This window comes from Pradoshia sp. Z5_111, from assembly GCF_058267535.1.
This window is the reverse complement of sequence record NZ_JBZCPQ010000017.1, coordinates 1-25,145: the sequence shown is the minus strand read 5'-3', so window position 1 is coordinate 25,145 and position 25,145 is coordinate 1. Positions and strand designations below refer to the sequence as shown.

At 39.3% G+C, this 25,145-nt stretch carries 17 protein-coding genes; 16 read left to right on the top strand and 1 reads right to left on the bottom strand.

Going from position 1 to position 25,145, the window contains the following annotated elements:
- Positions 1-639 precede the first annotated feature (639 nt).
- The 16 genes from AC4D4A_RS18835 to rlmD all read left to right on the top strand — a co-directional run bounded on the left by AC4D4A_RS18835 (position 640) and on the right by rlmD (position 24,277).
- Positions 640-2,385, top strand: coding sequence for an adenine deaminase C-terminal domain-containing protein (locus AC4D4A_RS18835; RefSeq protein WP_490997242.1), 1,746 nt, complete (start codon positions 640-642; stop codon positions 2,383-2,385).
- A 69-nt stretch (positions 2,386-2,454) separates the two neighbouring features.
- Positions 2,455-3,486: a DUF3048 domain-containing protein gene (locus tag AC4D4A_RS18830; RefSeq protein ID WP_490997241.1), complete on the top strand. Its 1,032-nt coding sequence runs from the start codon at positions 2,455-2,457 to the stop codon at positions 3,484-3,486.
- Between the two features lie 15 nt (positions 3,487-3,501).
- Positions 3,502-3,801: a YerC/YecD family TrpR-related protein gene (locus AC4D4A_RS18825; protein ID WP_066108496.1), complete on the top strand. Its 300-nt coding sequence runs from the start codon at positions 3,502-3,504 to the stop codon at positions 3,799-3,801.
- A 236-nt stretch (positions 3,802-4,037) separates the two neighbouring features.
- Positions 4,038-4,730, top strand: a complete 693-nt coding sequence (pcrB, locus tag AC4D4A_RS18820; protein WP_490997240.1) for a heptaprenylglyceryl phosphate synthase — start codon at positions 4,038-4,040, stop codon at positions 4,728-4,730.
- Between the two features lie 64 nt (positions 4,731-4,794).
- On the top strand, positions 4,795-7,068 hold the full coding sequence (gene pcrA, locus AC4D4A_RS18815; protein WP_490997239.1) for a DNA helicase PcrA: 2,274 nt from the start codon (positions 4,795-4,797) through the stop codon (positions 7,066-7,068).
- Between the two features lie 37 nt (positions 7,069-7,105).
- Positions 7,106-9,121: an NAD-dependent DNA ligase LigA gene (ligA, locus tag AC4D4A_RS18810; protein WP_490997238.1), complete on the top strand. Its 2,016-nt coding sequence runs from the start codon at positions 7,106-7,108 to the stop codon at positions 9,119-9,121.
- A gap of 10 nt (positions 9,122-9,131) precedes the next feature.
- On the top strand, positions 9,132-10,310 hold the full coding sequence (locus AC4D4A_RS18805; RefSeq protein ID WP_490997237.1) for a CamS family sex pheromone protein: 1,179 nt from the start codon (positions 9,132-9,134) through the stop codon (positions 10,308-10,310).
- 155 nt (positions 10,311-10,465) lie between these two features.
- Positions 10,466-12,013, top strand: a complete 1,548-nt coding sequence (pruA, locus tag AC4D4A_RS18800) for an L-glutamate gamma-semialdehyde dehydrogenase (RefSeq protein ID WP_490997236.1) — start codon at positions 10,466-10,468, stop codon at positions 12,011-12,013.
- A 613-nt stretch (positions 12,014-12,626) separates the two neighbouring features.
- Positions 12,627-14,216 (top strand): malate synthase A, encoded by a 1,590-nt coding sequence (gene aceB / locus AC4D4A_RS18795; protein WP_490997235.1) that lies wholly within the window; start codon positions 12,627-12,629, stop codon positions 14,214-14,216.
- Between the two features lie 42 nt (positions 14,217-14,258).
- Complete coding sequence (gene aceA / locus AC4D4A_RS18790) at positions 14,259-15,536, top strand: isocitrate lyase (protein WP_490997234.1); 1,278 nt, start codon at positions 14,259-14,261, stop codon at positions 15,534-15,536.
- Positions 15,537-15,984: 448 nt separating this feature from the next.
- Complete coding sequence (gatC, locus tag AC4D4A_RS18785) at positions 15,985-16,275, top strand: Asp-tRNA(Asn)/Glu-tRNA(Gln) amidotransferase subunit GatC (protein WP_490997233.1); 291 nt, start codon at positions 15,985-15,987, stop codon at positions 16,273-16,275.
- Positions 16,276-16,291: 16 nt separating this feature from the next.
- Positions 16,292-17,761: an Asp-tRNA(Asn)/Glu-tRNA(Gln) amidotransferase subunit GatA gene (gene gatA, locus AC4D4A_RS18780; RefSeq protein WP_490997232.1), complete on the top strand. Its 1,470-nt coding sequence runs from the start codon at positions 16,292-16,294 to the stop codon at positions 17,759-17,761.
- On the top strand, positions 17,762-19,192 hold the full coding sequence (gene gatB / locus AC4D4A_RS18775) for an Asp-tRNA(Asn)/Glu-tRNA(Gln) amidotransferase subunit GatB (protein ID WP_490997231.1): 1,431 nt from the start codon (positions 17,762-17,764) through the stop codon (positions 19,190-19,192).
- 228 nt (positions 19,193-19,420) lie between these two features.
- Positions 19,421-21,583 (top strand): GDYXXLXY domain-containing protein, encoded by a 2,163-nt coding sequence (locus AC4D4A_RS18770; protein ID WP_490997230.1) that lies wholly within the window; start codon positions 19,421-19,423, stop codon positions 21,581-21,583.
- 96 nt (positions 21,584-21,679) lie between these two features.
- A complete protein-coding gene (locus AC4D4A_RS18765) occupies positions 21,680-22,660 on the top strand; it encodes a diacylglycerol kinase (protein ID WP_490997229.1) in 981 nt (326 codons plus the stop codon).
- A gap of 240 nt (positions 22,661-22,900) precedes the next feature.
- Positions 22,901-24,277 carry a 23S rRNA (uracil(1939)-C(5))-methyltransferase RlmD gene (gene rlmD / locus AC4D4A_RS18760; protein ID WP_490997228.1) on the top strand — a complete coding sequence of 459 codons (1,377 nt, stop codon included), beginning with the start codon at positions 22,901-22,903 and terminating at the stop codon, positions 24,275-24,277.
- A 34-nt stretch (positions 24,278-24,311) separates the two neighbouring features.
- Here the strand turns inward: rlmD and AC4D4A_RS18755 are convergent, their stop codons facing one another.
- Entirely contained in the window at positions 24,312-24,962 is a 651-nt protein-coding gene (locus tag AC4D4A_RS18755) for a recombinase zinc beta ribbon domain-containing protein (protein ID WP_490997227.1), read from the bottom strand.
- Positions 24,963-25,145: the final 183 nt, after the last annotated feature.

Here is a 25,145-nt window from a genome sequence, read left to right as displayed (position 1 = left end):
AACTAACTAGAAGGGATTTCGCTCAAAATCTATTAATATCGCTCAATCACAGTATAATTCGCTCTATTCTCCAAAATCCGCTCATAAATCCTCTGAATCGCTCAATAATCTTTGTTTTCGCCCATTTATTTTTAAAACCGCTCAATAGTTTAACAAATTCACTCATATATCTTTAAAAGACAATAATATTCTTGAATATTAGACTAGAAAAATCATTAACTTGTTCTTTTACGACAAAAATTAATAAAAAGATATCATTTTTTAAAGAGAAATGCTGTTTTCTGAAGAAGTATAGGATAGTTCCTATCCACATGTTTTTTAGAGCTATAAATTAAATAATACGGCTTTACAGGTTTAGTTTAAAGGGGCAAGGGAATGGTTTATTTGGGGAATCACTAATCTTTTACCGTTATTAAAGGGAACTTTTTAATGTAATCATACGTATTAGTCATATACATACAGTTATTTAATAATGCTGAAATGTAAAGAATTACAAATTAATTTCATTCTTTAATGCTCTAAATAATGAAAATATGGTAGTATATTGAAAAGGCTTACATTTTAAATTTTAAAAATGGAAGGGCGATGCTTCCGTTTTTTTAAATATAAGAAATGATGTTTTGCGAAGGGGGTATTTTTATGCTTGGACAACGATATAGATGGAAAAATAAACAACTGCGCGAGCATGTTCATGTGATAGATGGTAAAGTAGCGCCAACTCTTGTTTTAACGAATGCCGTGTATTTGAATCAGGTGTTTAAAAAGTGGATGAAGGCGAATATATGGATCTATGAAGATCGAATTGTATATGTTGGGGAAAACATGCCTGTTATGCAGGATGGGTGTGAGATTGTAGATTGTACGGATCAATACCTGGTACCTGGTTATATTGAGCCGCATGCTCATCCATTTCAATTATATAATCCGGCTACTCTTGGCATGCACGCTGCTCAATATGGAACAACCACCTTAATCAATGATAACATGCTTTTGTTTACTCTTTTGGACAATAGACAAGCGTTTGCACTATTGAAGGAATTACGTCATCTTCCCATCAGCATGTATTGGTGGGCAAGACTGGATTCTCAAACTGAGCTGAGAAATGAAGAGATGGTATTCTCGCATTCTAATGTAAAGAGCTGGCTTGAGCACGATGGAGTCCTGCAGGCTGGAGAGCTAACAGGATGGCCGCGTCTTCTTGACGGAGACGACATGATGCTTCACTGGATTCAGGAAGCAAAAAGAATGAGAAAGAAAATTGAAGGACATTTCCCAGGCGCTTCTGAAAAAACACTTTCTAAATTAATGCTGCTTGGTGCGGATTGTGATCATGAGGCTATGACCGGAGAAGAAGTCATTCGCAGACTGATGCAGGGATATGATGTGTCCTTGAGACATTCATCCATTCGTCCGGATTTACCTCGTATTTTGGATGATTTAAAAGAGTACGATTTGAATTCCTATGATCGATTATTTTTCAATACAGACGGTTCAACACCTGGATTTTATAAAGATGGGTTTACGGATCAATTAATCTCGCTTGCGATTGAAAAAGGTGTACCTATTATTGATGCATATAATATGGCTTCCTTAAATATAGCCCGCTATTATAATATTGATTATTTACACGGAAATATTGCGACAGGACGAGTAGCCAATATTAACTTCCTGTCTGCCAAGGATCAGCCAACTCCTCACTCTGTTTTATCAAAAGGGCATTGGGTGAAAAGGGATGGAAGACAGGTTGAAACGAATCGAACATCGATTGCCTGGAAAGACTTTGGCCTTAGCCCTCTGGATCTTGATTGGGAGCTTACAGATTACGACTTCCAATACTCAATGCCATTTGGCATCAATATGGAGAATAGTGTCATCACTAAGCCATATTCGATTCATATTGATATTTCAAGAGAGGTTTTGGATGAAGACCATGATGAGAGCTTTTTTACGTACCTAACGAGAGATGGTAAATTCAGAATCAATACGATATTAAAAGGGTTTGCCAACCGTTTGTATGGATTTGCTTCATCCTTTTCCAACTCTGGGGATATATTGTTGATTGGAAAAAGTAAGAAAGACATGAGACTGGCATTTAACCGAATGAAAGAAATCGGTGGGGGAATTGTAATTGCAGAAAAAGGTGAAATATTGTTCGAAATGCCTTTGGCGCTGCAAGGAATGATGTCTAATCAAGAACTCCCGATTTTAATAGAAGAAGAAGCTAGATTGCGAGAAATATTGACTGAAAAGGGATACCCATTCGAGGATCCGATTTATTCATTACTGTTCTTTTCATCTACTCATTTACCTTATATAAGGGTAACCCAGGCAGGATTATATGACGTTATGAATAAATCTGTACTCTTTCCGACTATAATGCGTTAAAATAATAAAGAATAGAGAAAAATAAAAGATAGTCAAGTGGGGCAATTTCACTTTTAAGGGGTGTAGGGCATGTTGAGGAAAGCTGGGTTCATGGTGGCTTTAGTTTTTGTCCTTCTGGCAGGATGTTCAGGGAATAAGGAAGAAACCATTATTGATAAACCTCAAACTGATAAAGAAGAGGTAGCTGCCAAGCCGGTGAATACGTATCCGTTAACGGGTGTGGGAACGGACGAAGAGGTCAACCACAGGGCTGTATCGGTTATGGTCAATAATCATCCCAAAGCAAGGCCTCAGTCTGGGCTATCTAAAGCAGATGTCGTATATGAGGTTTTAGCTGAAAGTAAAATAACTAGGTTTTTGGCTATTTACCAAAGCGAATTTCCCGAAAACATTGGACCAATTAGAAGCGCGAGAGATTATTATATAGAGCTTGCCAAAGGATATGAAAGCCTGTATATTTTTCATGGCTGGAGTCCTGATGCGAAAAAACTGATTCAATCTGATTATATAGACCATTTGAATGGACTTAACTATGATGGGACACTCTTCAAACGATCTACTGATCGAAAAGCGCCACATAACTCCTATATCACCTATGAAAATATCTTAGAGGGTGCACAAAAAGAAGGATATTCAATGGAAGAGAACACCCCGGCTTATAGCTTTTTTTCCGACGATGAAACAGGATTAATTTCCGGTGAGGAGTTTAAAGTTGCTACTCTATCTTATGGATCTGCAGATTATGATGTGACCTATAAGTATGATTCGGCCAGTGAAAAGTATACACGCCATACAGCGGGAGTACGCACGGAGGATCAAGATACGAAAGATCCCGTTCTACTGGATAATATCCTTATTGTTGAAGCTATTCATAAGGTAATTGATGATAAAGGCCGCAGAAGTATTGATTTAACTGCGGGCGGAGATGCATACTTACTGCAAAAAGGTAAACGCTTGGAGATTCAATGGGAAAGTAAAGATGGTCGAATTGTACCTGTATCCGGTGAAACGGAAGTAAAACTGGTGCAGGGGAAAACATGGATTAATATTATTCCGGATCAACCGGGCTTAAATAATAGTGTCACACTCTCAAATGATTAGGAGGAACCTGGATATATGCAAATTAACAAACTAAAAGGGAAAGAGTTGGATCAATTATTCAACGCGATATTATCCTTGAAAGATCTCGATGAATGTTATCGTTTCTTTGATGATTTATGTACGGTGAATGAAATACAATCTCTTGCCCAACGCCTCGAGGTTGCCCGAATGCTTGAAGAAGGAAAAACGTATCATATGATTGAAACTGAAACCGGAGCAAGCACTGCAACTATTTCAAGGGTTAAACGTTGTCTGAATTACGGGAATGATGCGTACTCAATGGCACTGGGAAGATTAAAAGAAGATAATGCCTGAAATAAATAAAAGCAAGCAGACCGCGTGGAATATGCACATCGGTTGCTTGCTTTTTTATATGTACTCAGGCTGGGAACGTATCTTCTAATTTTCAATTAAGTAGGAGCGCATCAGGGTAAAGCACATATTTATAACCGGTTAGATAACAGTTGTGCATATGAATTTTCTAACTCTTTGGGAACTCTAAAAGGAATGCTATAATGGTTAAATGGAAATTAGAATGGGGGCTGTTTTGCATGTACGATTTTCGCGAGTGGAAACATGTGTTTAAACTCGATCCTAATAAAGAAATTTCAGATGAAGCACTCGAAAAGGTTTGTGAATCGGGTACGGATGCTATTATTGTCGGAGGAACAGATGGTGTTACATTAGAAAATGTTCTGGACTTAATGGCCCGCGTTAGGCGTTATACATTGCCTTGTGTGCTTGAGGTATCAAATATAGAATCCATAACCCCGGGATTTGATTTGTATTTTATACCATCTGTTTTAAATAGCAGGAATCCGGATTGGATTCTTGGTTTGCATAAAGAAGCAATTAAAGAATTTGGCCACATGATTAATTGGGACGAAATGTATGTGGAAGGGTATTGCATCATGAATGCTGATTGTAAGGCAGCAGACTTGACGGATGCCAATACCGATTTGACGGAAGAAGATGCGGTAGCCTATGCCCTTGTGGCAGAAAAAGTATTACATTTGCCTATCTTTTATTTGGAATATAGCGGAAAGTATGGGGATCCAGCACTTGTCAAAACCGTTAAAAATACATTGATGAATACAACGCTATTTTACGGCGGAGGAATTACAAGCATCGAAAAAGCAGAGGAAATGTCTAGCCTGTCGGATGTAATCGTAGTCGGAAACCTCGTCTATGAGGATTTAAAAACGGCTCTCTTGACAGTAGATTCTGCCAAAAAGAATAAATAAAATTGTCGTTAAAGCCATTGGATAGAGTATAATAAGAACAAATGTTCGTTAGGGTGGTGTCATAATGCAGTTCTTAACAGATCGACTGTTAACGGGATTAAATAATAAACAAAAAGAGGCTGTACAAGCTACGGATGGACCTTTGCTAATTATGGCCGGAGCGGGCAGTGGGAAGACAAAGGTACTTACCCACCGCATCGCCTTTCTAATTGTAGAAAAAGAAGTAGCACCATGGAATATTCTTGCCATTACGTTTACCAATAAGGCGGCAAGAGAGATGAAGGAAAGGATTCAGGGAATCCTTGGCGGCGCTGCCGAAGATATTTGGATTTCTACTTTCCACTCAATGTGCGTGCGAATCCTGCGCCGTGATATTGACCGAATTGGTATGAATCGAAATTTCTCGATTCTGGATCCGGGTGATCAGCAAACGGTTATAAAGCAAATCATGAAAGAAAAGAATATTGATACGAAGAAATTCGATCCTAAGACGATTCTTGGATCCATTTCCTCTGCCAAAAATGAATTAATCAACTATGAGGAATTTGCAAACAGTGCAGGCAATTATTATGAGCAAACGGTAGCTGATCTATATACAGAGTATCAGAAGAGACTCCGTAAAAATCAGGCATTGGACTTTGATGATTTGATCATGAAGACATTTGAACTTTTTGATAAGGTTCCGGAAGTACTAGAATTCTATCAAAGAAAGTTCCAATATATTCACGTGGATGAGTATCAGGATACGAACCGTGCACAATATATGCTTGTAAAGAAATTGGCACAGCGTTTTAAAAACCTATGTGTAGTTGGTGATTCCGATCAGTCCATCTATCGCTGGCGTGGTGCTGATATTGCCAACATTCTATCCTTTGAAAAGGATTACCCTGATGCCAATGTTATTTTACTTGAGCAGAATTACCGCTCCTCAAAACGAATTTTAGCGGCTGCCAATGGAGTCATTAACAACAACCTGAATCGCAAGGAAAAGAATTTATGGACAGAAAACCTGGAAGGGAATAAGTTGGCATATTACCGTGCGGACAGCGAACAAGGTGAAGCACAGTTCGTTGCAGGAAAGATTAAAGAGCTGACAGAACAGCAAGGGAAAAAGCTATCTGATATTGCCATTTTGTACCGTACGAATGCTCAGTCAAGGGTAATGGAGGAAGTTCTGCTGAAATCCAATATTCCATACACGATTGTTGGCGGTATTAAGTTCTATGATCGTAAGGAGATCAAAGATATTCTTGCTTATCTGCGTCTCATCGCCAATCCAGACGATGATATCAGCTTGCGCAGAGTCATCAATGTTCCAAAGCGTGGAGTTGGAGCAAGCTCGGTTGACAAAATTGCTAATTATGCCGCTGATCACGATATATCTATGTATCAGGCTATGATGGAGCTTGAATTTATTGGACTTAGCGGTAAAGCTTATAATGGGGCTGCTGAATTCAGGGACCTAATTAAAAACTATACGCAGATGCAGGAATTCCTGTCTGTTACAGAATTAATAGAAGAGGTTATTGAAAAATCAGGGTATCGAAAATCGTTGGAAATTGAGAAGACAATTGAAGCAGAAACACGCCTGGAGAATATTGATGAGTTTTTATCTGTTACGAAAAACTTTGAAAAGGGCAGTGATGATAAGAGCTTGGTTGCCTTCCTAACAGACCTCGCTCTCGTTGCGGACATTGACCGTATGGATGAGGACGAAGCTGTGACAGATGGCGTTGTATTAATGACACTTCACTCGGCAAAAGGGCTGGAATTCCCTGCTGTATTCCTGATTGGACTTGAAGAAGGTGTCTTCCCGCATAGCCGTGCCTTAATGGAAGAAGCGGAAATGGAAGAGGAACGACGTCTTGCTTATGTTGGGATTACACGGGCTGAACGTGAATTGTTTATTACAAATGCACAGATGCGTACATTATATGGACGTACCAATCTGAATCCTGTTTCTCGCTTTATTAAAGAAATTCCACAGGATTTAATTGAACCGTTAAATCCGCCTGAAGAGCAAAGGCAGTCAAGACCTTCCTTTATGCAGTCAGGTTCAGGTACAAGAACTAGAACGGGTATAAATGGTACCGGTATTAGCAATTCAGGAGTCAATGGTGCAGCAAGACCAAAAACTGTCGGGAGATCAATGATGAATGAGTCCGGCGGAGAAAAACTTGACTGGCAGGTTGGCGATAAAGCGGCCCATGGTAAATGGGGCGTTGGTACAGTTGTCAGCGTAAAAGGAAGCGGGGACGGTTTGGAGCTGGATATTGCATTCCCATCTATGGGCATCAAACGACTCCTTGCCAAATTTGCACCAATCACAAAACAATAGTCCGCAAGAGAAACATTGAGTAGAGAGGGCTGAAAATATGGATATAAAAGAAGCGCAAAAACGAGTGGCTGAGCTTCAATCACTATTAAACCAATATGGATATGAATATTATGTTCTCGACCAGCCATCAGTTTCTGATTCTGTATATGATCAAACATACAAAGAGTTGGTGGAATTAGAGGGTCTATATCCGGAACTGCAAACTCCGGATTCACCTACTCAAAGAGTTGGTGGACAAGTTCTCGATACGTTTGCAAAAGTGGAACATATTACACCGATGCTAAGTCTTGGTAACGCCTTTAACGAAAGTGATTTGCGTGATTTTGACCGCCGAGTAAATTCAGGACTTGGTACAGACCGTTATTCTTATATATGTGAATTAAAAATAGATGGATTGGCGGTTTCCCTGCGTTATGAAGAAGGACTGTTTGTTAAAGGAGCTACAAGAGGAAATGGAACAATTGGTGAGGATATTACGGCTAATCTTAAAACCATTCGTTCCATCCCACTCCGATTGAATGAACCAGTTACATTTGAAGTACGCGGTGAGGCATATATGCCAAAGAAATCGTTTGTTTCCTTAAATGCAAAGAAGGAAGAAAATGGGGAAGAACCATTTGCCAATCCACGAAATGCAGCAGCAGGATCCTTGCGTCAGCTTGATCCGCGCATAGCTGCTTCGCGAAATTTGGATATTTTCCTTTATGGGATTGGAGAAACAGGAGAAACGGGTGTTGAATCCCATGGAGAAGGACTTGACTTTCTTCAAAAATTAGGACTGAAAACCAATCCGCATCGCAGAAGATGTGCTACGATTGAAGATGTATTAGAGTATATTGAGGAATGGTCAGCCAAAAGGCCTGAGCTTGATTATGATATTGATGGAATCGTCATCAAAGTCGATTCACTTTCTCAACAAGAGGAATTAGGATATACTGCAAAAAGTCCAAGATGGGCGATTGCTTATAAATTCCCTGCAGAGGAAGTCATCACTATTCTTCGCGATATTGAATTGACTGTCGGACGTACAGGCGTTATTACGCCAACCGCCTTATTGGACCCAGTAAGAGTAGCAGGTACAACAGTTAAACGAGCTTCACTTCATAATGAGGACCTAATCCGTGAAAAAGATATTCGTCTTGGAGACCATGTTGTCGTGAAAAAAGCTGGAGATATTATTCCAGAGGTAGTCAATGTCCTGTTTGAAAAGCGAACAGGGGAAGAAAAGGAATTTCATATGCCAACGCATTGCCCTGATTGCGGTAGTGAGCTTGTTCGTTTGGAAGGAGAGGTAGCTCTGCGCTGCATCAATCCAAAGTGTCCAGCCCAGATTAAAGAGGGGATGATTCACTTTGTTTCACGAAATGCCATGAATATTGATGGCCTGGGTGAAAAAGTTATCATTCAATTATTCGATGAATCGTTAATTAAGGATGTAGCGGACATATATAAATTGACATATGACCAGCTGATCAATTTGGAGCGTATGGGAGATAAATCAGCGAACAATCTTTTGAACGCTATTGAAGCTTCTAAGAGCAACTCGTTGGAGCGTCTTTTATTTGGACTGGGAATCCGTCATGTTGGTGCTAAGGCTGCCAGAATTCTCGCAGAAGAATTTGAAGACATGGGTCGTCTAATGTCTGCAAATGTAGCTGAATTGACAGCTATCAATGAAATTGGGGACAAAATGGCTGATGCGGTTGTGACTTATTTTAATCAGGAAGAATGCCAGCAATTGATCAATGAATTAAAAAATGCTGGGGTTAATATGCTCTATAAAGGTAAAAAGAAAAATATAGCTGAGGCTACAGATAGTTATTTTTCTGGAAAAACCATCGTACTTACAGGAAAGATGGAAAAGTACGGACGAACTGAAGCAAAAGAGTTGATTGAAGCTTTAGGTGGAACGGTAACAGGTAGCGTAAGTAAAAAGACAGATTTAGTAATAGCCGGGGAAGATGCCGGATCAAAATTAAAAAAAGCCCAGGATTTAGGAATTGAAATATGGGATGAAAGCAATTTACTGGAAGAACTGGGCAAGCAGGGATAGAGGTGTAGGGATGAAGCGTTTGATAGCAATAACCATGGTACTGGCATTAATGCTTGTAGGCTGCGCACCACAATTTGATAAGGATGAGGTAGTAGAGGATAATACCGAGAAAGATTCTAAGAAGGAGTCTTCCATTATTCCCGAATATCAAATATCCGATAATTATTATCAAACGATGCTGCCTTATCAGATAAGCAGTTCCAGAGGTCTTGTGGTTTCAAGCATTAATACGCGACTTGATTTGGAAGAGTTTGAAACAGGGCTGATGAGATTATCTCATGACCCATTCCCAACAGAGGAATATATTTTTAGAGAAGGTCAGTTATTGGACACGAAAACAATTAAAAGCTGGCTGAATCGTAAATATACAAAAGGGCAGCTGAAAGAGAACAAACTGGCTGCTGAGGACAACGTTGGCTTAAACCCTCTAGATGATGGGAAGGGTGATATTGAGGAAAGATATGAGAAAAATCCAGAATATCTTGCCCATATTTTAGAGCATGATTATCTAATCAAAACAGATGATAATAAAGTTGAGTTGGGCGGCATTTCGATAGGGCTTGCCTTTAACTCAGTATTTTATTATCAAAAGGAAAAGTACGGGGAAACGTACGAGATTAAAATTGATGAAGATAAACTGCTCGAAGAAGGTCAAAAAATTGCAGCTGAAGTTGTGAAACGAATTAGAACGATGGAGGGCGGAGAAACCGTTCCGATTATGGTTGCTTTATTTGAACAAGGAAGCAAGGATGCGGTTGTGCCTGGGAATTTTATTTCTTATACAAAAGTAGGAGAGAAAAGTAATAAGATTTCCAAATGGACTAACGTACAAGAAGAGTATTATCTATTCCCATCCAATAAAGCAACAAAGGATTTCCGTGATGATGCGACGACTTTTGCTAATTTTAAGCAGGATGTTGAAGAATACTTCCCTAATTTTAATGGAGTAATTGGGAAAGCCTTTTATGTGAATAAAGAATTGCAAAAGCTGACCATCTCTATAGATATGCAGTTTTACGGAAAAACAGAGGTTATTGGATTTACACAATATGTGGCTGGATTGGTGAAATCAAGTTTCCCTGAATATTTATCGGTGGAGACAAAAATTGCATCTTCCAATGGACAGGAATCACTCATTGTGAAAAAGGCAAATTCCAAAGAACCAGATGTATATATATATAATGAATAAACTAAGCTACCCTTTGTGGTAGCTTTTTTTGTAGATATAGATTTGTAATTAGTTTCTTGTGAAGATTTTGAATATAAATTATATTAGATGACTTACAAGCTTCCAATAGAGTAGAATAAAAAGGGGTTAGTACAGAAATATAGGGAGGGAATCAAATGGTACAAGCATATAAGCACGAACCACTTACTGATTTTTCTGTAAGCGAAAACAAAAAAGCGTTTAAGGATGCTTTGGGATTAGTAGATAGCTATCTTGGCAAGGAATATGATTTGATTATCGGTGGAGAAAGAGTATCTACAGATGATAAAATTGTTTCTATTAGCCCATCAGATAAAGAAGTAGTAGTAGGCCGCGTTTCCAAGGCAAATAAAGACCTAGCAGAAAAGGCAATGCAGGAGGCACTGAAAGCTTACAAGACTTGGAGTAAAACGAAACCTGAAGTGCGTGCAGATGTTTTATTTAAAGCAGCTGCCATTATTCGCCGCAGAAAGCATGAATTTTCTGCCATTATGGTAAGAGAAGCGGGAAAACCATGGGTTGAAGCGGATGCTGATACAGCTGAAGCGATTGATTTCCTTGAGTACTATGCTAGACAAATGTTGAAATTAAAGAATGGACAGCCGGTACAAAGCCGTCCTAATGAATATAATAGATATGACTACATACCACTGGGAGTGGGAATTATTATTTCCCCATGGAACTTCCCATTTGCGATTATGGCAGGTACATGCGTAGCAGCTGTTGTTACGGGTAATACAGTATTGCTAAAACCAGCTTCCACAACACCAGTCGTGGCTGCTAAGTTCGTAGAGGTTATGGAAGAGGCGGGTCTTCCTGCAGGTGTTATTAACTTTGTACCTGGAAGTGGAAGTGAAGTGGGAGACTATCTTGTTGATCATCCGCAAACTCGCTTTGTTAGCTTCACAGGTTCCCGTGAAGTTGGAACAAGGATTTACGAGAGAGCTTCTAAGGTACAGGAAGGCCAAATTTGGCTGAAGCGTGTAATCGCTGAAATGGGCGGTAAAGATACAATTGTTGTAGATTCAGATGCTGATCTTGAATTGGCTGCCAAGTCAATCGTTGCGTCGGCTTTTGGATTTGCCGGACAAAAATGCTCTGCTTGTTCAAGAGCTGTCATTGTAGAAGATGTGTATGATAGAGTGCTGGACAGAGCGATTGAATTAACAAAAGAACTGACTGTAGGAGATCCAACTGATTCTGCCACATTTATGGGACCAGTCGTGGATGCTTCTGCATTCAAGAAAATTACCGAGTATATTGAAATTGGCAAAAATGAGGGCCGCCTTATGACAGGCGGAGAATCGGATGATTCCAAAGGATTCTTTGTTCAACCGACCATTATAGCCGATTTGGCACCTGATGCTCGCATTATGAAAGAAGAAATTTTCGGTCCTGTTGTAGCATTCAGCAAAGCTCGTAATTTTGATGAAGCAATTGAAATTGCTAATAATACAGATTACGGATTGACTGGCGCTGTAATTACTAGAAATCGTGCACACCAAGAAAAAGCACGTGAAGATTTCCATGTCGGAAACCTATACTTTAATAGAGGCTGTACAGGTGCGATTGTCGGCTACCAACCATTTGGCGGCTTCAATATGTCCGGTACAGATTCAAAAGCAGGCGGTCCTGACTACTTAACATTGCATATGCAAGCTAAAACTACATCTGAAACCTATTAAGATATAGCTTATATTAAAGCTCCTCTCCGATTGTTTTCGGTGGGGAGCTTTTTTATTAATAGGGGTAATAAGAGTCTATTAACATGAAAAAATGAATGAGAAGGAATCAACCGACTTTTTAACAAACTAGCAAAAATGTAAGCTTTCGAGTTTCCTAGTAAGAAAACAAAGGCTTTTAATTGAAATATGAGCGAAAGAGCACTTTATTGAGCGAATTTTAGCAGGAATTGAACGGACACTTTTTGGCCCCCTTATTCATTTGGACACAGAAACTTATGAGCTTTTATTGAGCTGAAATAGACCCTAATGAGTGATAATTATAGATTTTGAGCGATTGTTACGTTGATTGGAGCGAGATGAATCAGTCGTCCTATATTCCAGATTAAGCTACGAACATCAAAATATTTTATTGTCTATGAAATCCATACTATACCTATTATCTCTAATAGTACATTTCTCCTTAGTTTGTAAGGTGTTTTGCCCTATTTTATAAAATATGAAAAATTTTACTGCAAAATAGTTTGCAAAAACCACAAACTGTTATATAATACAAAATATAATAAATTTTCTGTTTTATAACAAAACATACAGGTAAAGGAAGTGGATGTCTTACATGGCAGTACAAACAAATGGAATCAATATTCTTGGAAAAATGGAGAATGGTTTTGATGAAATATTGACTCCGGAAGCTATTGAATTCATTGAGAATCTGGAAAGGCACTTTGGATCAAGGCGAAAGGAATTGCTTGAGCAGCGTACCAGACGTCAAGAAGAAATCGATAATGGTAAACTTCCAGATTTTTTGCCGGAGACAAAAAGTGTTCGTGAAGGTGATTGGACAATTGCACCTTTACCACAGGACCTACAGGATAGAAGAGTTGAAATTACAGGTCCTGTTGATCGAAAAATGGTGATTAATGCTTTAAATTCAGGCGCTAAATGCTTTATGGCTGATTTTGAAGACGCCAACTCCCCAACATGGAAAAACAATATCGAAGGCCATATTAATCTCCGCGATGCTGTAAACCGTACAATTACTTTTGAAAATCCAAACGGTAAAAAATATAAATTAAACGAAGAAACTGCTGTTCTCATCATTCGACCAAGAGGTTTTCATTTGGAAGAAAAAAATGTCACGTTGGAAGGACAGCCGATCTCCGGTGGACTTTTTGACTTTGGACTTTACTTGTTCCATAATGCAAAGACCTTACTCGAAAATGGAAGCGGTCCCTACTTTTACTTGCCTAAAATAGAGAGTCATCTGGAAGCGCGCTTATGGAATGACGTCTTCGTTTATGCACAAAATCACCTAGGTATTCCACAAGGCTCCATTAAAGCAACTGTCCTCATTGAAACCATCCTTGCAGCATTTGAAATGGATGAAATTCTGTATGAATTGAAGGATCATTCAGCCGGTTTAAACTGTGGAAGATGGGATTATATTTTCAGCTATCTGAAGAAATTCAGAAACCATGATTCTATCATTCTACCGGATCGATCTGTTGTCACAATGGCTGTGCCATTCATGTCTGCCTATTCCCAGTTGGCCATTAAAACCTGCCATAAACGGAATGCACCAGCTATTGGGGGCATGGCTGCGCAAATCCCAGTTAAAAATGATGAAAAAGCAAATGAAGAGGCCTTTGCCAAGGTAAAAGCTGATAAGGAACGCGAAGCGAAAAATGGCCATGATGGAACATGGGTCGCCCATCCTGCTCTTGTACCAGTGGCAAAGGAAGTATTTGACCACTATATGCCGAACCCGAACCAAATAGATAAAAAGCGTGACGATGTCCAGGTTAAAGCAACTGATCTCCTCGAGGTGCCGGAGGGCTCTATCACAGAGCAGGGTGTTCGGACTAATATTAATGTTGGAATTCAATATATTGAATCCTGGCTTAATGGAAGAGGGGCAGCTCCGATTAATAATCTGATGGAGGATGCAGCGACTGCTGAAATCTCCCGAGCTCAAGTGTGGCAATGGGTACGTCATCCTAGTGGAGTATTGGATGATGGACGCAAGATTGATCTGGAGATGTACAAAACATTAAAAGAAGAAGAGCTTGAAAAGATTAAACAGGATCTTGGTGAAGAGCGTTTTACGAATGGACGTTTCACCGAAGCAGCAGAGCTTTTTGATAAATTGATTATCAGCGATGAGTATTATGACTTCTTGACTTTACCTGCCTACGAAATTCTATAAAACAAATCATTAGGTTTCATATAAAAGGAGGAAGTACAAAAGATGAGAGAAGAACTGATTAAACAAATAGAGGCTGAGTGGAAAGATGAAAGATGGGAAGGAATTGAACGTTCTTATACAGCAGAAGATGTATTGAAACTGCGTGGTTCTATGCAAATTGAACATACTTTAGCAAGAAGAGGTTCTGAAAAGCTCTGGAATTACCTTAAAACAGAGGATTATATTAATGCGCTAGGTGCATTAACAGGTAATCAGGCTGTCCAACAGGTGAAAGCAGGATTAAAAGCGATTTACTTAAGCGGATGGCAAGTTGCTGCAGATGCGAATCTATCCGGCAATATGTATCCTGACCAATCTTTATATCCAGCCAATAGCGTACCGGCTGTCGTAAAACGTATTAATCAGGCGCTTCAACGTGCGGATCAAATTCATTATTCAGAAGGCAAAGAAGATGTCGATTGGTTCCAACCGATTGTTGCTGACGCTGAAGCAGGCTTTGGTGGTCAGTTGAATTGTTTCGAACTGATGAAAGGTATGATTGAAGCAGGTGCAGCAGGTGTTCACTTTGAAGATCAGCTTTCTTCTGAAAAGAAATGCGGCCACTTGGGCGGTAAAGTACTTCTTCCAACGCAAACAGCAGTAAGAAACCTAATTGCAGCTCGTCTTGCTGCAGATGTAATGGGCGTTCCAACTATTCTGATTGCCCGTACGGATGCGGATGCAGCTGACTTAATCACAAGTGATATTGATCCTACGGATAAGGAATTTATTACAGGTGAAAGAACTCCTGAAGGATTCTATCGTACGAAAGCAGGCATTGATCAAGCAATCGCACGGGGACTTTCTTATGCACCATACGCAGATTTAATCTGGTGTGAAACATCTGAGCCAAATCTTGAGGATGCGAAGAAATTTGCCGATGCTATCCATGAAAAATATCCAAATAAAATGTTAGCCTATAACTGTTCGCCATCCTTCAACTGGAAGAAGAAATTGGATGATGAAACTATTGCAACCTTCCAAAAAGAAATAGCGAAAATGGGCTACAAATTCCAATTCGTTACACTTGCCGGATTCCATGCCCTGAATCATAGCATGTTTGAATTAGCAAGAGGATACAAAGAGCGCGGAATGGCTGCCTATTCTGAGCTGCAACAGAATGAATTTGCAAGCGAACAATATGGCTACACAGCAACAAGACACCAACGTGAAGTAGGAACTGGCTATTTTGATGAAGTGGCACAGGTTATTACCGGAGGAACTTCTTCTACAACGGCCCTGAAAGGATCTACGGAAGAAGAACAATTCCAGGAAGCCTAATATACAAATAAACAATGGGAAAAGGAATCTGAGATTTATTCAGATTCCTTTTTTTATCTGGAGAATGAAACTTCATTCTATTTAAATAACTAAATTATTTTCGGGATATTCTGCTGACAAAAAAACAGGTCATGGGTGAAAAAAGGTTAAGTTCTATTTCGGGCCTTTGAAAGAAATGTATAAGTTGCTGGTCAAAAAAGGTAGATTGATTCATAAAAAGGGTGTGGTGTGTAGTATTTTATCAATAATTGAGATTAGGGGATTTATCAAATCATGACAAACTTTTCCCGGGCAATAATTCGGTGAGCAGAGGAATAATTCCATCTTTCTTTATTTAATTGACTATAAGCTAGTTTCTGTGGTTAATTCCGATTGCTTTAACGCGCGAAAGTTTGGTATTATCATAATAATTGTATTTGGAGCACGTAGCAAAATGGAGGTGTATGAAATGACTCGCATTTCAAAAGAAGAAGTAAAGCATGTTGCTAATTTGGCAAGATTAGCTATTACAGAAGAAGAAACTGAAAAGTTACAAAAACAGTTGGATTCAATTATTACGTTTGCTGAACAATTGAATGAGTTAGATACTGAAAATATCGAACCTACTACACATGTTTTACATATGAAGAATGTCTTGAGAGAAGACAAGGCATCTAAAGGATTGCCTAGGGAAGAAGTACTGAAAAATGCTCCTGACCATCAAGATGGACAAATACGTGTACCGGGAATAATGGAGTAGTCAGGGAGGGGAAATCATGTCTTTATTTGATCGTAAAATAGCGGACTTGCATGAGTCGCTTCGTAAAAAGGAATTATCAGTAACAGATCTAGTTTCAGAATCATTTTCTAAAATAAAAAAAGTTGAAGACAATGTAAATGCATTTCTAACATTAAATGAGGAAAATGCATACAAAGAAGCTGAAAAACTGGATGAACAGCTAGTTTCCGGAGAAATCGGCGGTCCTTTATTTGGAATGCCAATTGGAATTAAAGATAATATTGTGACTAAGAATCTTCGCACGACCTGTGCCAGCAAGATCTTGGACAATTTTAACCCAATTTATGATGCAACAGTTGTAGAAAAGTTAAAACAAGAGCAAACCATCACAATTGGTAAGTTGAACATGGATGAATTCGCAATGGGTTCTTCCACAGAAAATTCAGGTTACAAAAAAACAGCTAATCCTTGGGATTTAGAACGAGTACCTGGAGGTTCTTCAGGTGGATCAGCGGCTGCGGTTGCAGCTGGTGAAGTCCCATTTAGCTTGGGATCGGATACAGGCGGTTCCATCCGTCAACCAGCTTCATTCTGCGGGGTTGTAGGGATGAAGCCGACATACGGACGTGTATCCCGTTATGGTTTAGTGGCGTTTGCTTCTTCATTGGACCAAATTGGGCCAATCACGCGTAATGTAGAGGATAATGCCTATTTATTAAATGCCATAGCCGGACTGGATCCAATGGACGGAACTTCAGCGCATATTGAGGTGCCAGATTTTACAAAGGCATTAACCGGTGATGTAAAGGGGCTTAGGATTGCAGTACCGAAAGAATATCTTGGCGAAGGCGTGACTGAGGAAGTACGTCAGTCAGTACTGGATTCATTGGCAGTTCTGGAGAAATTGGGAGCTACACATGAAGAGGTATCTCTGCCGCATTCTAAATATGCTCTGTCAGCGTATTATTTATTGTCTTCTTCTGAAGCATCTGCAAACCTTTCTCGTTTTGACGGTGTTCGTTATGGACACAGAACGGAAAATCCACAAAACTTACTCGAAATGTATAAGCAATCGAGAGCTGAGGGCTTTGGGGATGAAGTAAAAAGACGGATTATGCTTGGTACCTTTGCATTAAGCTCCGGTTACTATGATGCATACTACAAAAAAGCACAAAAAGTACGTACATTAATTAAACAGGATTTCGAAAACGTATTTGATCAGTATGATGTCATTGTAGGACCAACTACACCAACACCTGCATTTAAATTAGGTGAAAACACAAATGATCCGATGACGATGTATATGAATGATATTTTAACCATTCCTGTTAATCTTGCTGGAGTGCCGGGAATTTCCGTTCCTAATGGATTTAGTAAAGGTTTACCGCTTGGTTTGCAAATCATCGGGAAGCATTTTGACGAAAGCACGGTTTATAAAGTTGCTCATGCTTTTGAACAGGCGACAGATTTTCATAAACAAAAACCGTCTCTACAGGAGGTGGAGTAAATGAAATACGAAACAGTCATAGGGCTTGAGGTCCATGTTGAATTAAAAACAGAGTCCAAAATATTCTCATCCTCTCCGAACCAATTTGGAGCGGAGCCTAATACGAATACATCTGTCATTGATCTTGGATACCCAGGTGTATTGCCGGTATTAAACAAAAAAGCAGTCGAATTTGCGATGAAGGCAGCAATGGCACTGAACTGTGAAGTAGCGACTGATACAAAATTTGATCGTAAAAACTATTTCTATCCGGATAACCCGAAGGCTTATCAAATTTCACAGTTTGATAAACCGATTGGTGAAAATGGTTGGATTGAAATTGAGGTAAATGGTGAGAAGAAAAGAATCGGAATTACTCGTCTTCATTTAGAAGAAGATGCTGGGAAATTGACACATACTGCTGATGGCTATTCCTTGTGTGATTATAACAGGCAGGGAACACCGCTTATCGAGATTGTTTCTGAGCCGGATATCCGTACACCGCAGGAAGCTTATGCATACCTCGATAAACTAAAAACCATTATTCAGTACACAGGTGTGTCCGATTGTAAGATGGAAGAAGGAAGCTTACGCTGTGATGCGAATATTTCCTTACGCCCATATGGTCAGGAAGAGTTCGGTACGAAGACGGAATTGAAGAACTTAAACTCCTTCAACTTTGTTCGTAAAGGACTTGAGTTTGAACAACAAAGACAAGCCGAAGTACTTAATGAAGGCGGAGAAATCCAGCAGGAAACTCGCAGATTTGATGAAGCAACTGGGGAAACTCTTTTAATGCGTGTTAAAGAAGGTTCTGATGATTATCGTTATTTCCCTGAACCGGATTTAGTTGAATTATATATCGATGATGAATGGAAAAACCGTGTGCGTGCAGAGATTCCTGAATTGCCGGATGCACGAATCAAGCGTTATACAGAAGAGTTCGGACTGCCGGCATATGATGCGGGTGTGCTAACTGTAACAAGAGAAACAGCCGATTTCTTTGAAGCAACAACAGCTGCCGGGGCAGAACCTAAGCAGGCTTCCAACTGGATTATGGGTGAGCTTTCAGCTTACTTAAAAACATCTCAAAAAGAACTGCATGACACGGTTCTTACTCCAGATGGACTAGCGGGATTAATCAAGTTGATTACGGATGGTACAATCTCTTCGAAAATTGCTAAAACTGTATTTAAAGAATTAGTGGAGCATGGAGGAAATCCTGAAACGATTGTGAAGGAAAAAGGTCTTGTGCAGATTTCTGACGAGGGTGCCTTACGTACAATCGTCACAGAGATATTGGATAAGAATCCTCAATCTATTGATGACTTTAAAAATGGTAAGCAAAAAGCGGTTGGATTCCTTGTTGGACAAATGATGAAAGCAACAAAAGGCCAAGCCAACCCGCAAATGGTCAATAAATTGATTATGGAAGAGCTTCAAAAAAGATAAATGAAAACTGAAAGCCTCCCTCATGTATGGGGGCTTTTTAAGTATCACTGGAAAGTCGACAGTCTTTGTCGGCTTTTTTTTAGGTTCCTCTCTGTCGGAATGTTTGATATGGTAGATATATACATATTTTCAGATTAGTCAGTTATTTAGGTATCAACAACTTTGATAAGGATAGGTTTTTTTGATAAATAGATAGAATATACATAATAGAGAGAAGGGGTGAAGAAATTGAGGCAAGAAAAGATGGTGAAAACAAGTTACCTGATTGGACTGCTCTTTGGGTTGAGTGCGATTATTTATTTTTTTGCGGCCAACTGGGGAGGAATGGACCGCTATGTGAAAATAGCATTAATCGTAATATTAATGCTTTTCTTTTACGTAGTAAGCTATGGATTTTCAAAATGGAAGCAGCATCAGCAGGAGGTGGGAGCCTGGATATTCTGGGGAGGATCAATCGCTTTTGGAGTAGCGGTAGCACTTTTGGGGCAGGTATATAATTCACACGCTGATAGCTATACATTATTTTTAGTCTGGCTAATTCCCTCTGTTCTGTTAGCTGTGTTTACCCATTATCCGATATTTTTTGTTCAATCCTACATACTTTTGAATATAACAGTATACACGTATTTCTTTCCTTTAAATAGCTGGATAGAAAGGGGTGATACAGAGCACACATTGATTCTGCTGGGAATCATTATCTTAAACATTGCTTGTCTGTATGGTTTCTCAAAAAGAGGACCATGGCTTATTTCTTATTTATCCAGCGTCTGGATTCAGTTATTATCTATTGAACTGACTATCCGATGGACATCTATCTATTTATTTAATGAGGAGCATGCTTTTTCTTATGTCGGGATTGTTGCCTATCTGGCAGTTGCCCTCATTTCAGGCTGGATTTTCTATGACTATATGAATAAGAGACAGAATAAAGTGATTACTGTCATTATTTCTTTAGGAATTGCCATTAATCTTATTGCGCAATTTCTCATGGTTTCCTCATGGATAAATGGCTTCTTAGCTTATTTTGTTGGGTTACTTATTGCAGTCACTCTCATTATTTTTGGCTCTAAATGGCTGGCTAAACTCACTGCTTCCAAAACAAACGATAAAAATAACTTTCTCCCAACGCTTATTAAGCTAGTCTTTGTTTTCCTGGCAGTTTTACTTTTATCCTCCTCTTTAATCGGTATGCTTTATTTGTTTGGATTAGGAGAGGATATCGTGTGGTTAATGGTGAGTATGGTTATTCTCGTTCCGATTGGCAGTCATATTGCCAGGGAGCATTCTATTCTTCGATACACATTGATATTGACGGGGTTGCTTATTTCATCTTCGATTCTGTGGTATCACTCAAGCGTTGTTCTAATCATTTATTTACTCCTGATTGGCTATACAACCTGGCGTGAAAGAGAGAGAATCATATACCCATTGGGTTTAAGTGGAACGATTTATGGATTTGTACTCCTGCTTTATGAATTATTCTCAGGGATATCCGGTGAACTGGTCGTCATTCTATTGATTGCATTAACCTTTGGACTATACTTCTGGCTAAAAAATCCGTATACAAAAGGATGGAACCTGGTTGCAATTCTGACACTTTGGCTCATTCTGACATTTTCCTCAGAAAACAGTGTACTTTACTACCTTTACAATTTCAGTTATCTTTTCTTCCTGGTTTATTTTACGTATCGTGTTATGCATAAAAGAAATCACTGGCTAGAGTATGCTGCTGTTTTTTATCTGATCGGCTACCTCGGTTATAAATACTATGATTTATTTTGGACACTGCTCCATAAGTCGATTACCTTTGCAATTGTAGGAGCAATATTCTTCTCTATAGCGATTTATCTGGATAAGAAAACAGAAAGAAACAATAGCAGGGGGCGATTCGAATTTGTTTTGCGCAGTGTACGTAAATGGGTACCAATTGTATTCGTTCAGCTAATCATCCTGTTCGTAATTATTTTTCAGAAGGAAACAATCCTGCAGAATGGGACTGACATTGTCTTGAAGGTAGAGCCAGTTGACCCGCGTTCTATTTTGCAGGGGGATTATGTACAATTAACCTATAATATTAGCCAGATAGATTCCGATGAACGTTATGACCGTGTATATGTGCTTGTTGAAAAGGATTCAAACGGGATTTATCAGATTAAAGAGATATATGATACTATAGAAGAAGCGAAAAAAGAAAAATCAGATGACCATCAAGTGATTATTACAGGAAAAGCAAATGGAAATACGATTACCTATGGCATTGAGAATTTTTTCATTGAAGAAGGCACGGGGATAGAAGTAGAACAGGTTGCTAAATATGCAAATATAAAGGTCGGCAGTAATGGGGATGCCATTTTGATCAGCGTGTCATCAAATATACCCGAAGATAAGTAAAATTAGCAATTGTTTTATCACGGATGTATAATAGTAGAGGTATTTTTTTAACAGATATATTAACTCCGAATTTGTAATATAGGATGATGATTGATTATGAAAAAGGCAAGGATAATATACAATCCTACCTCCGGGAAAGAAGCGTTTAAAAGACAGTTACCTGAGGTTTTGGAAATTTTAGAGAAGGCTGGATATGAAGCTTCCTGTCATGCAACTACTGGAGCGGGCGATGCGACAAGAGCGGCACAAATTGCTGTGGAAAGGCGCTATGACGTGGTTATTGCAGCTGGTGGAGATGGAACGATATACGAAGTGGTAAATGGGTTGGCCGAACAGGAATACCGACCTAAATTGGGAATTATCCCAGTAGGGACCACAAATGATTTTGCTCGCGCCTTACGTATATCAACGAAATCGATACTTGAAGCTGCTGAAACGATTGCAGAAGGGCTTACGATTCCAATTGATATTGGAAAAATGGATAATCGTTATTTCATTAATATAGCAGCTGGTGGACGCTTAACCGAGCTTTCATATGAAGTGCCGAGCAAGCTGAAAACCAGACTGGGACAGCTGGCATATTATATGAAAGGATTGGAAATGTTGCTGCCGTCTCTTAAGGCAACTCAGATGTCAATCGAGTATGACGGCAAACTATTTGAAGGTGATGCGATGCTATTCCTTGTTGCCAACACAAACTCAGTTGGTGGTTTTGAAAGGTTGGCACCAGATGCTTCCCTCAATGATGGTATGTTTACACTGTTAATTTTAAAGAAAATTAACCTGCCAGATTTTGTACGAATCGCAGCGTTAGCTTTACGCGGAGAGCATATTCATGACCCATCCGTGATTTATGTGAAGGCGAACCGCATTAAAGTGCATTCATCTGAAAAGCTGCAGTTAAATTTAGATGGAGAGTTTGGCGGTTTGGCACCTGCGGAATTTGTTAACCTCTATCGTCATTTGGATGTATTCGTGCCGGAAGGCGTACACGAAAAGCAGAAAATAACAGATCGGCATATACTTGTTTCTGACGATGCTGTATTTGATAAGCCAGATTTAGACCAACTTCTTTAAGAGGTTGGTTTTTTTATCCCGTTCAAGCTGGTGCTAACACCTCCATTAAACGTAAGCAGAAGTATAAATTGGAGGATAAGCGTCAGCAAGAACCCGACAGGTTCAACTAATCCGAAAGAGGAGCTGGATGAAAACCCATTTAACAAAGTTTCACTTAATGGTAAAATCCATGGATTATCTGTCTGTCCTGTTTTATGATACAATCATGAGTACTCAATAAAAAATCGAGGTTAGCAAAGAATGACTGAAAAGAAAAAAGCGCCAATTCAAAAAAATGATTATATAGATGTTGTATTTGAGGATCTGACTCATGAAGGCTCCGGAGTTGCAAAGGTAGAAGGATATCCTATTTTTGTTCCGTTTGGTTTACCGGGAGAAAAAGCTCGTATTAAAGTGACCAAAATTAATAAAGGCTATGCCTTTGGCCGCTTGATGGAGCTTGTGGAAGAAAGTCCTGACAGAATAGAGCCACCGTGTCCGATTTATCGCCAATGCGGCGGCTGTCAGCTTCAGCATTTATCCTATGAAGGCCAGCTGAAGGCAAAGGAAAAAATGGTTCGGGAAATTATGGCGAGAATCGGAAAACTGCCTGATGTACCGGTCCATCCAGTACTTGGTATGGAGCAGCCATGGAACTATCGTAATAAAGCCCAGGTACCTGTTGGAGAAATGGAAGGTGGTCTGGTTGCCGGCTTTTATGCTAAACGTTCCCATGAAATTATTAATATGGATGAATGTCTAATCCAGGTGACTGAAAATGACGATACTATCAGGACCGTAAAAATGATTTGCGAAAAGTATCGTATCCGTGCCTATGATGAACGAAATCATAAAGGATTGCTTCGTCATATTATGGTACGTCATGGACAGGTTACTGGTGAAATTATGGTCGTACTTGTAACAAGAACACCTGAGCTTCCGCATGCTAGAGAAATCATTAAAGAGATTATTGATGCAGTTCCTGGTGTGAAATCCATTATTCAGAATGTGAATTCCTTGAAAACAAACGTTATTCTCGGGTCGAAAACAACTGTATTATGGGGAGCGGAAGTAATCTATGATTATATCGGTGATGTTAAATTTGCCATCTCTCCGCGCTCCTTCTATCAAGTGAATCCTACGCAGACGAAGGTTCTCTATGATAAGACGCTGGAGTATGCGAACCTATCAGGCAACGAAACGGTTATTGATGCTTATTGCGGAATCGGTACAATTTCCTTGTTTTTAGCACAAAAGGCGAAAAAGGTATATGGAGTCGAAATCGTCCCAGAAGCAATCGAAGACGCCAAAAAGAATGCAGAGCTAAACGGCATAACCAATGTCGACTTTGCAGTAGGCAGTGCTGAAACTGTCATCCCGGCCTGGTACGAAGAAGGCATCACAGCAGACGTATTAGTTGTTGATCCACCACGTAAAGGCTGTGACGAAAATCTCTTAAACACCATCGCAGAAATGAAGCCGAAAAAAGTCGTCTATGTCTCCTGCAACCCAGCGACATTAGCGCGTGACTTAATGTATTTGGAGGAGCATGGCTATCAAACGGTGGAAGTACAGCCTGTGGATATGTTCCCGCAGACAATGCACGTGGAGTGTATCTCGCAACTCATTTTAAAATAAGGCAGTAAGCCCTCTAAATTGGGGGCACTGCCTTTTATGTTTCTTGTAAAGGATTTACGAAATTATACTTAATCCGAATTTCTCCACCAGTGTTACAAGTGATTTTTTCTACTAAAGTGTGTAGGACCTGTGGAGTTAATTCTTTAAGTGATAGAAATTCCCTTAACTTATTAGCTATTTCGAGGGTGTAATTTTCCTCGGAACATTCATTAAGGTTCTCTAATAGTGTAGCTTTAGAGACTCCTAAATCCTCTATGTTTGTTTCGGTTAATTTTTTGAAGTCCATTAACTCATCCTTGGTAATGATACCTTCGGTATACAAATTGACATAATTCAATTTGTTTTGTCGTTGGTTATTAATTTGTGTTTCAACCTTTTGCAACTCATTTTGTAATTGCCGTTTCTTGCTGTTTAATTTATCAAGTAAATCCTTCAAATATGACTCTTCCTGAAAGGAATGAAATAGTGTTTGAAGATCCTCTTGGATTATATGTGCAAGATCTTTTTCTCGAACAACGGTCTTATTTTGGCAGAATGTATCTCCGTGTTTAATGTTTCCACCGCATCGATAGCCTTTTTGGTTAGCTTTAAACCACATACCTTTTTGACAATCTTCACAGAATAATGTGTTAGTGAAGAGGTGTTTTTGTGGGGCAGTAGATATTCGAGTACGGCTTTTCATCATTTTCTGGACTGCTTGAAAGGTTTCTCTTGATAGATTATGCAAGGAAGAGAGCATATACAATAAGAGGCTAAAAGGTTTACCGAAACTATTAGGGCGTTAATCTATGTGATCTGACCCAAGAAAGTTAGACACAAAAAATTAAGCAGCTTCTAAGATCTGAGTCCGGTATTCAACTGGACTTAG

Coding starts and splice junctions, on each gene's coding strand:
- AC4D4A_RS18835 (WP_490997242.1), top strand. CDS start 640: ATGCTTGGACAACGATATAGATGGAAAAATAAACAACTGCGCGAGCAT.
- AC4D4A_RS18805 (WP_490997237.1), top strand. CDS start 9,132: ATGAAGCGTTTGATAGCAATAACCATGGTACTGGCATTAATGCTTGTA.
- AC4D4A_RS18825 (WP_066108496.1), top strand. CDS start 3,502: ATGCAAATTAACAAACTAAAAGGGAAAGAGTTGGATCAATTATTCAAC.
- AC4D4A_RS18765 (WP_490997229.1), top strand. CDS start 21,680: ATGAAAAAGGCAAGGATAATATACAATCCTACCTCCGGGAAAGAAGCG.
- gatB (WP_490997231.1), top strand. CDS start 17,762: ATGAAATACGAAACAGTCATAGGGCTTGAGGTCCATGTTGAATTAAAA.
- rlmD (WP_490997228.1), top strand. CDS start 22,901: ATGACTGAAAAGAAAAAAGCGCCAATTCAAAAAAATGATTATATAGAT.
- AC4D4A_RS18755 (WP_490997227.1), bottom strand. CDS start 24,962: ATGATGAAAAGCCGTACTCGAATATCTACTGCCCCACAAAAACACCTC.
- ligA (WP_490997238.1), top strand. CDS start 7,106: ATGGATATAAAAGAAGCGCAAAAACGAGTGGCTGAGCTTCAATCACTA.
- aceB (WP_490997235.1), top strand. CDS start 12,627: ATGGCAGTACAAACAAATGGAATCAATATTCTTGGAAAAATGGAGAAT.
- pcrA (WP_490997239.1), top strand. CDS start 4,795: ATGCAGTTCTTAACAGATCGACTGTTAACGGGATTAAATAATAAACAA.
- aceA (WP_490997234.1), top strand. CDS start 14,259: ATGAGAGAAGAACTGATTAAACAAATAGAGGCTGAGTGGAAAGATGAA.
- AC4D4A_RS18830 (WP_490997241.1), top strand. CDS start 2,455: ATGTTGAGGAAAGCTGGGTTCATGGTGGCTTTAGTTTTTGTCCTTCTG.
- pcrB (WP_490997240.1), top strand. CDS start 4,038: ATGTACGATTTTCGCGAGTGGAAACATGTGTTTAAACTCGATCCTAAT.
- gatC (WP_490997233.1), top strand. CDS start 15,985: ATGACTCGCATTTCAAAAGAAGAAGTAAAGCATGTTGCTAATTTGGCA.
- gatA (WP_490997232.1), top strand. CDS start 16,292: ATGTCTTTATTTGATCGTAAAATAGCGGACTTGCATGAGTCGCTTCGT.
- pruA (WP_490997236.1), top strand. CDS start 10,466: ATGGTACAAGCATATAAGCACGAACCACTTACTGATTTTTCTGTAAGC.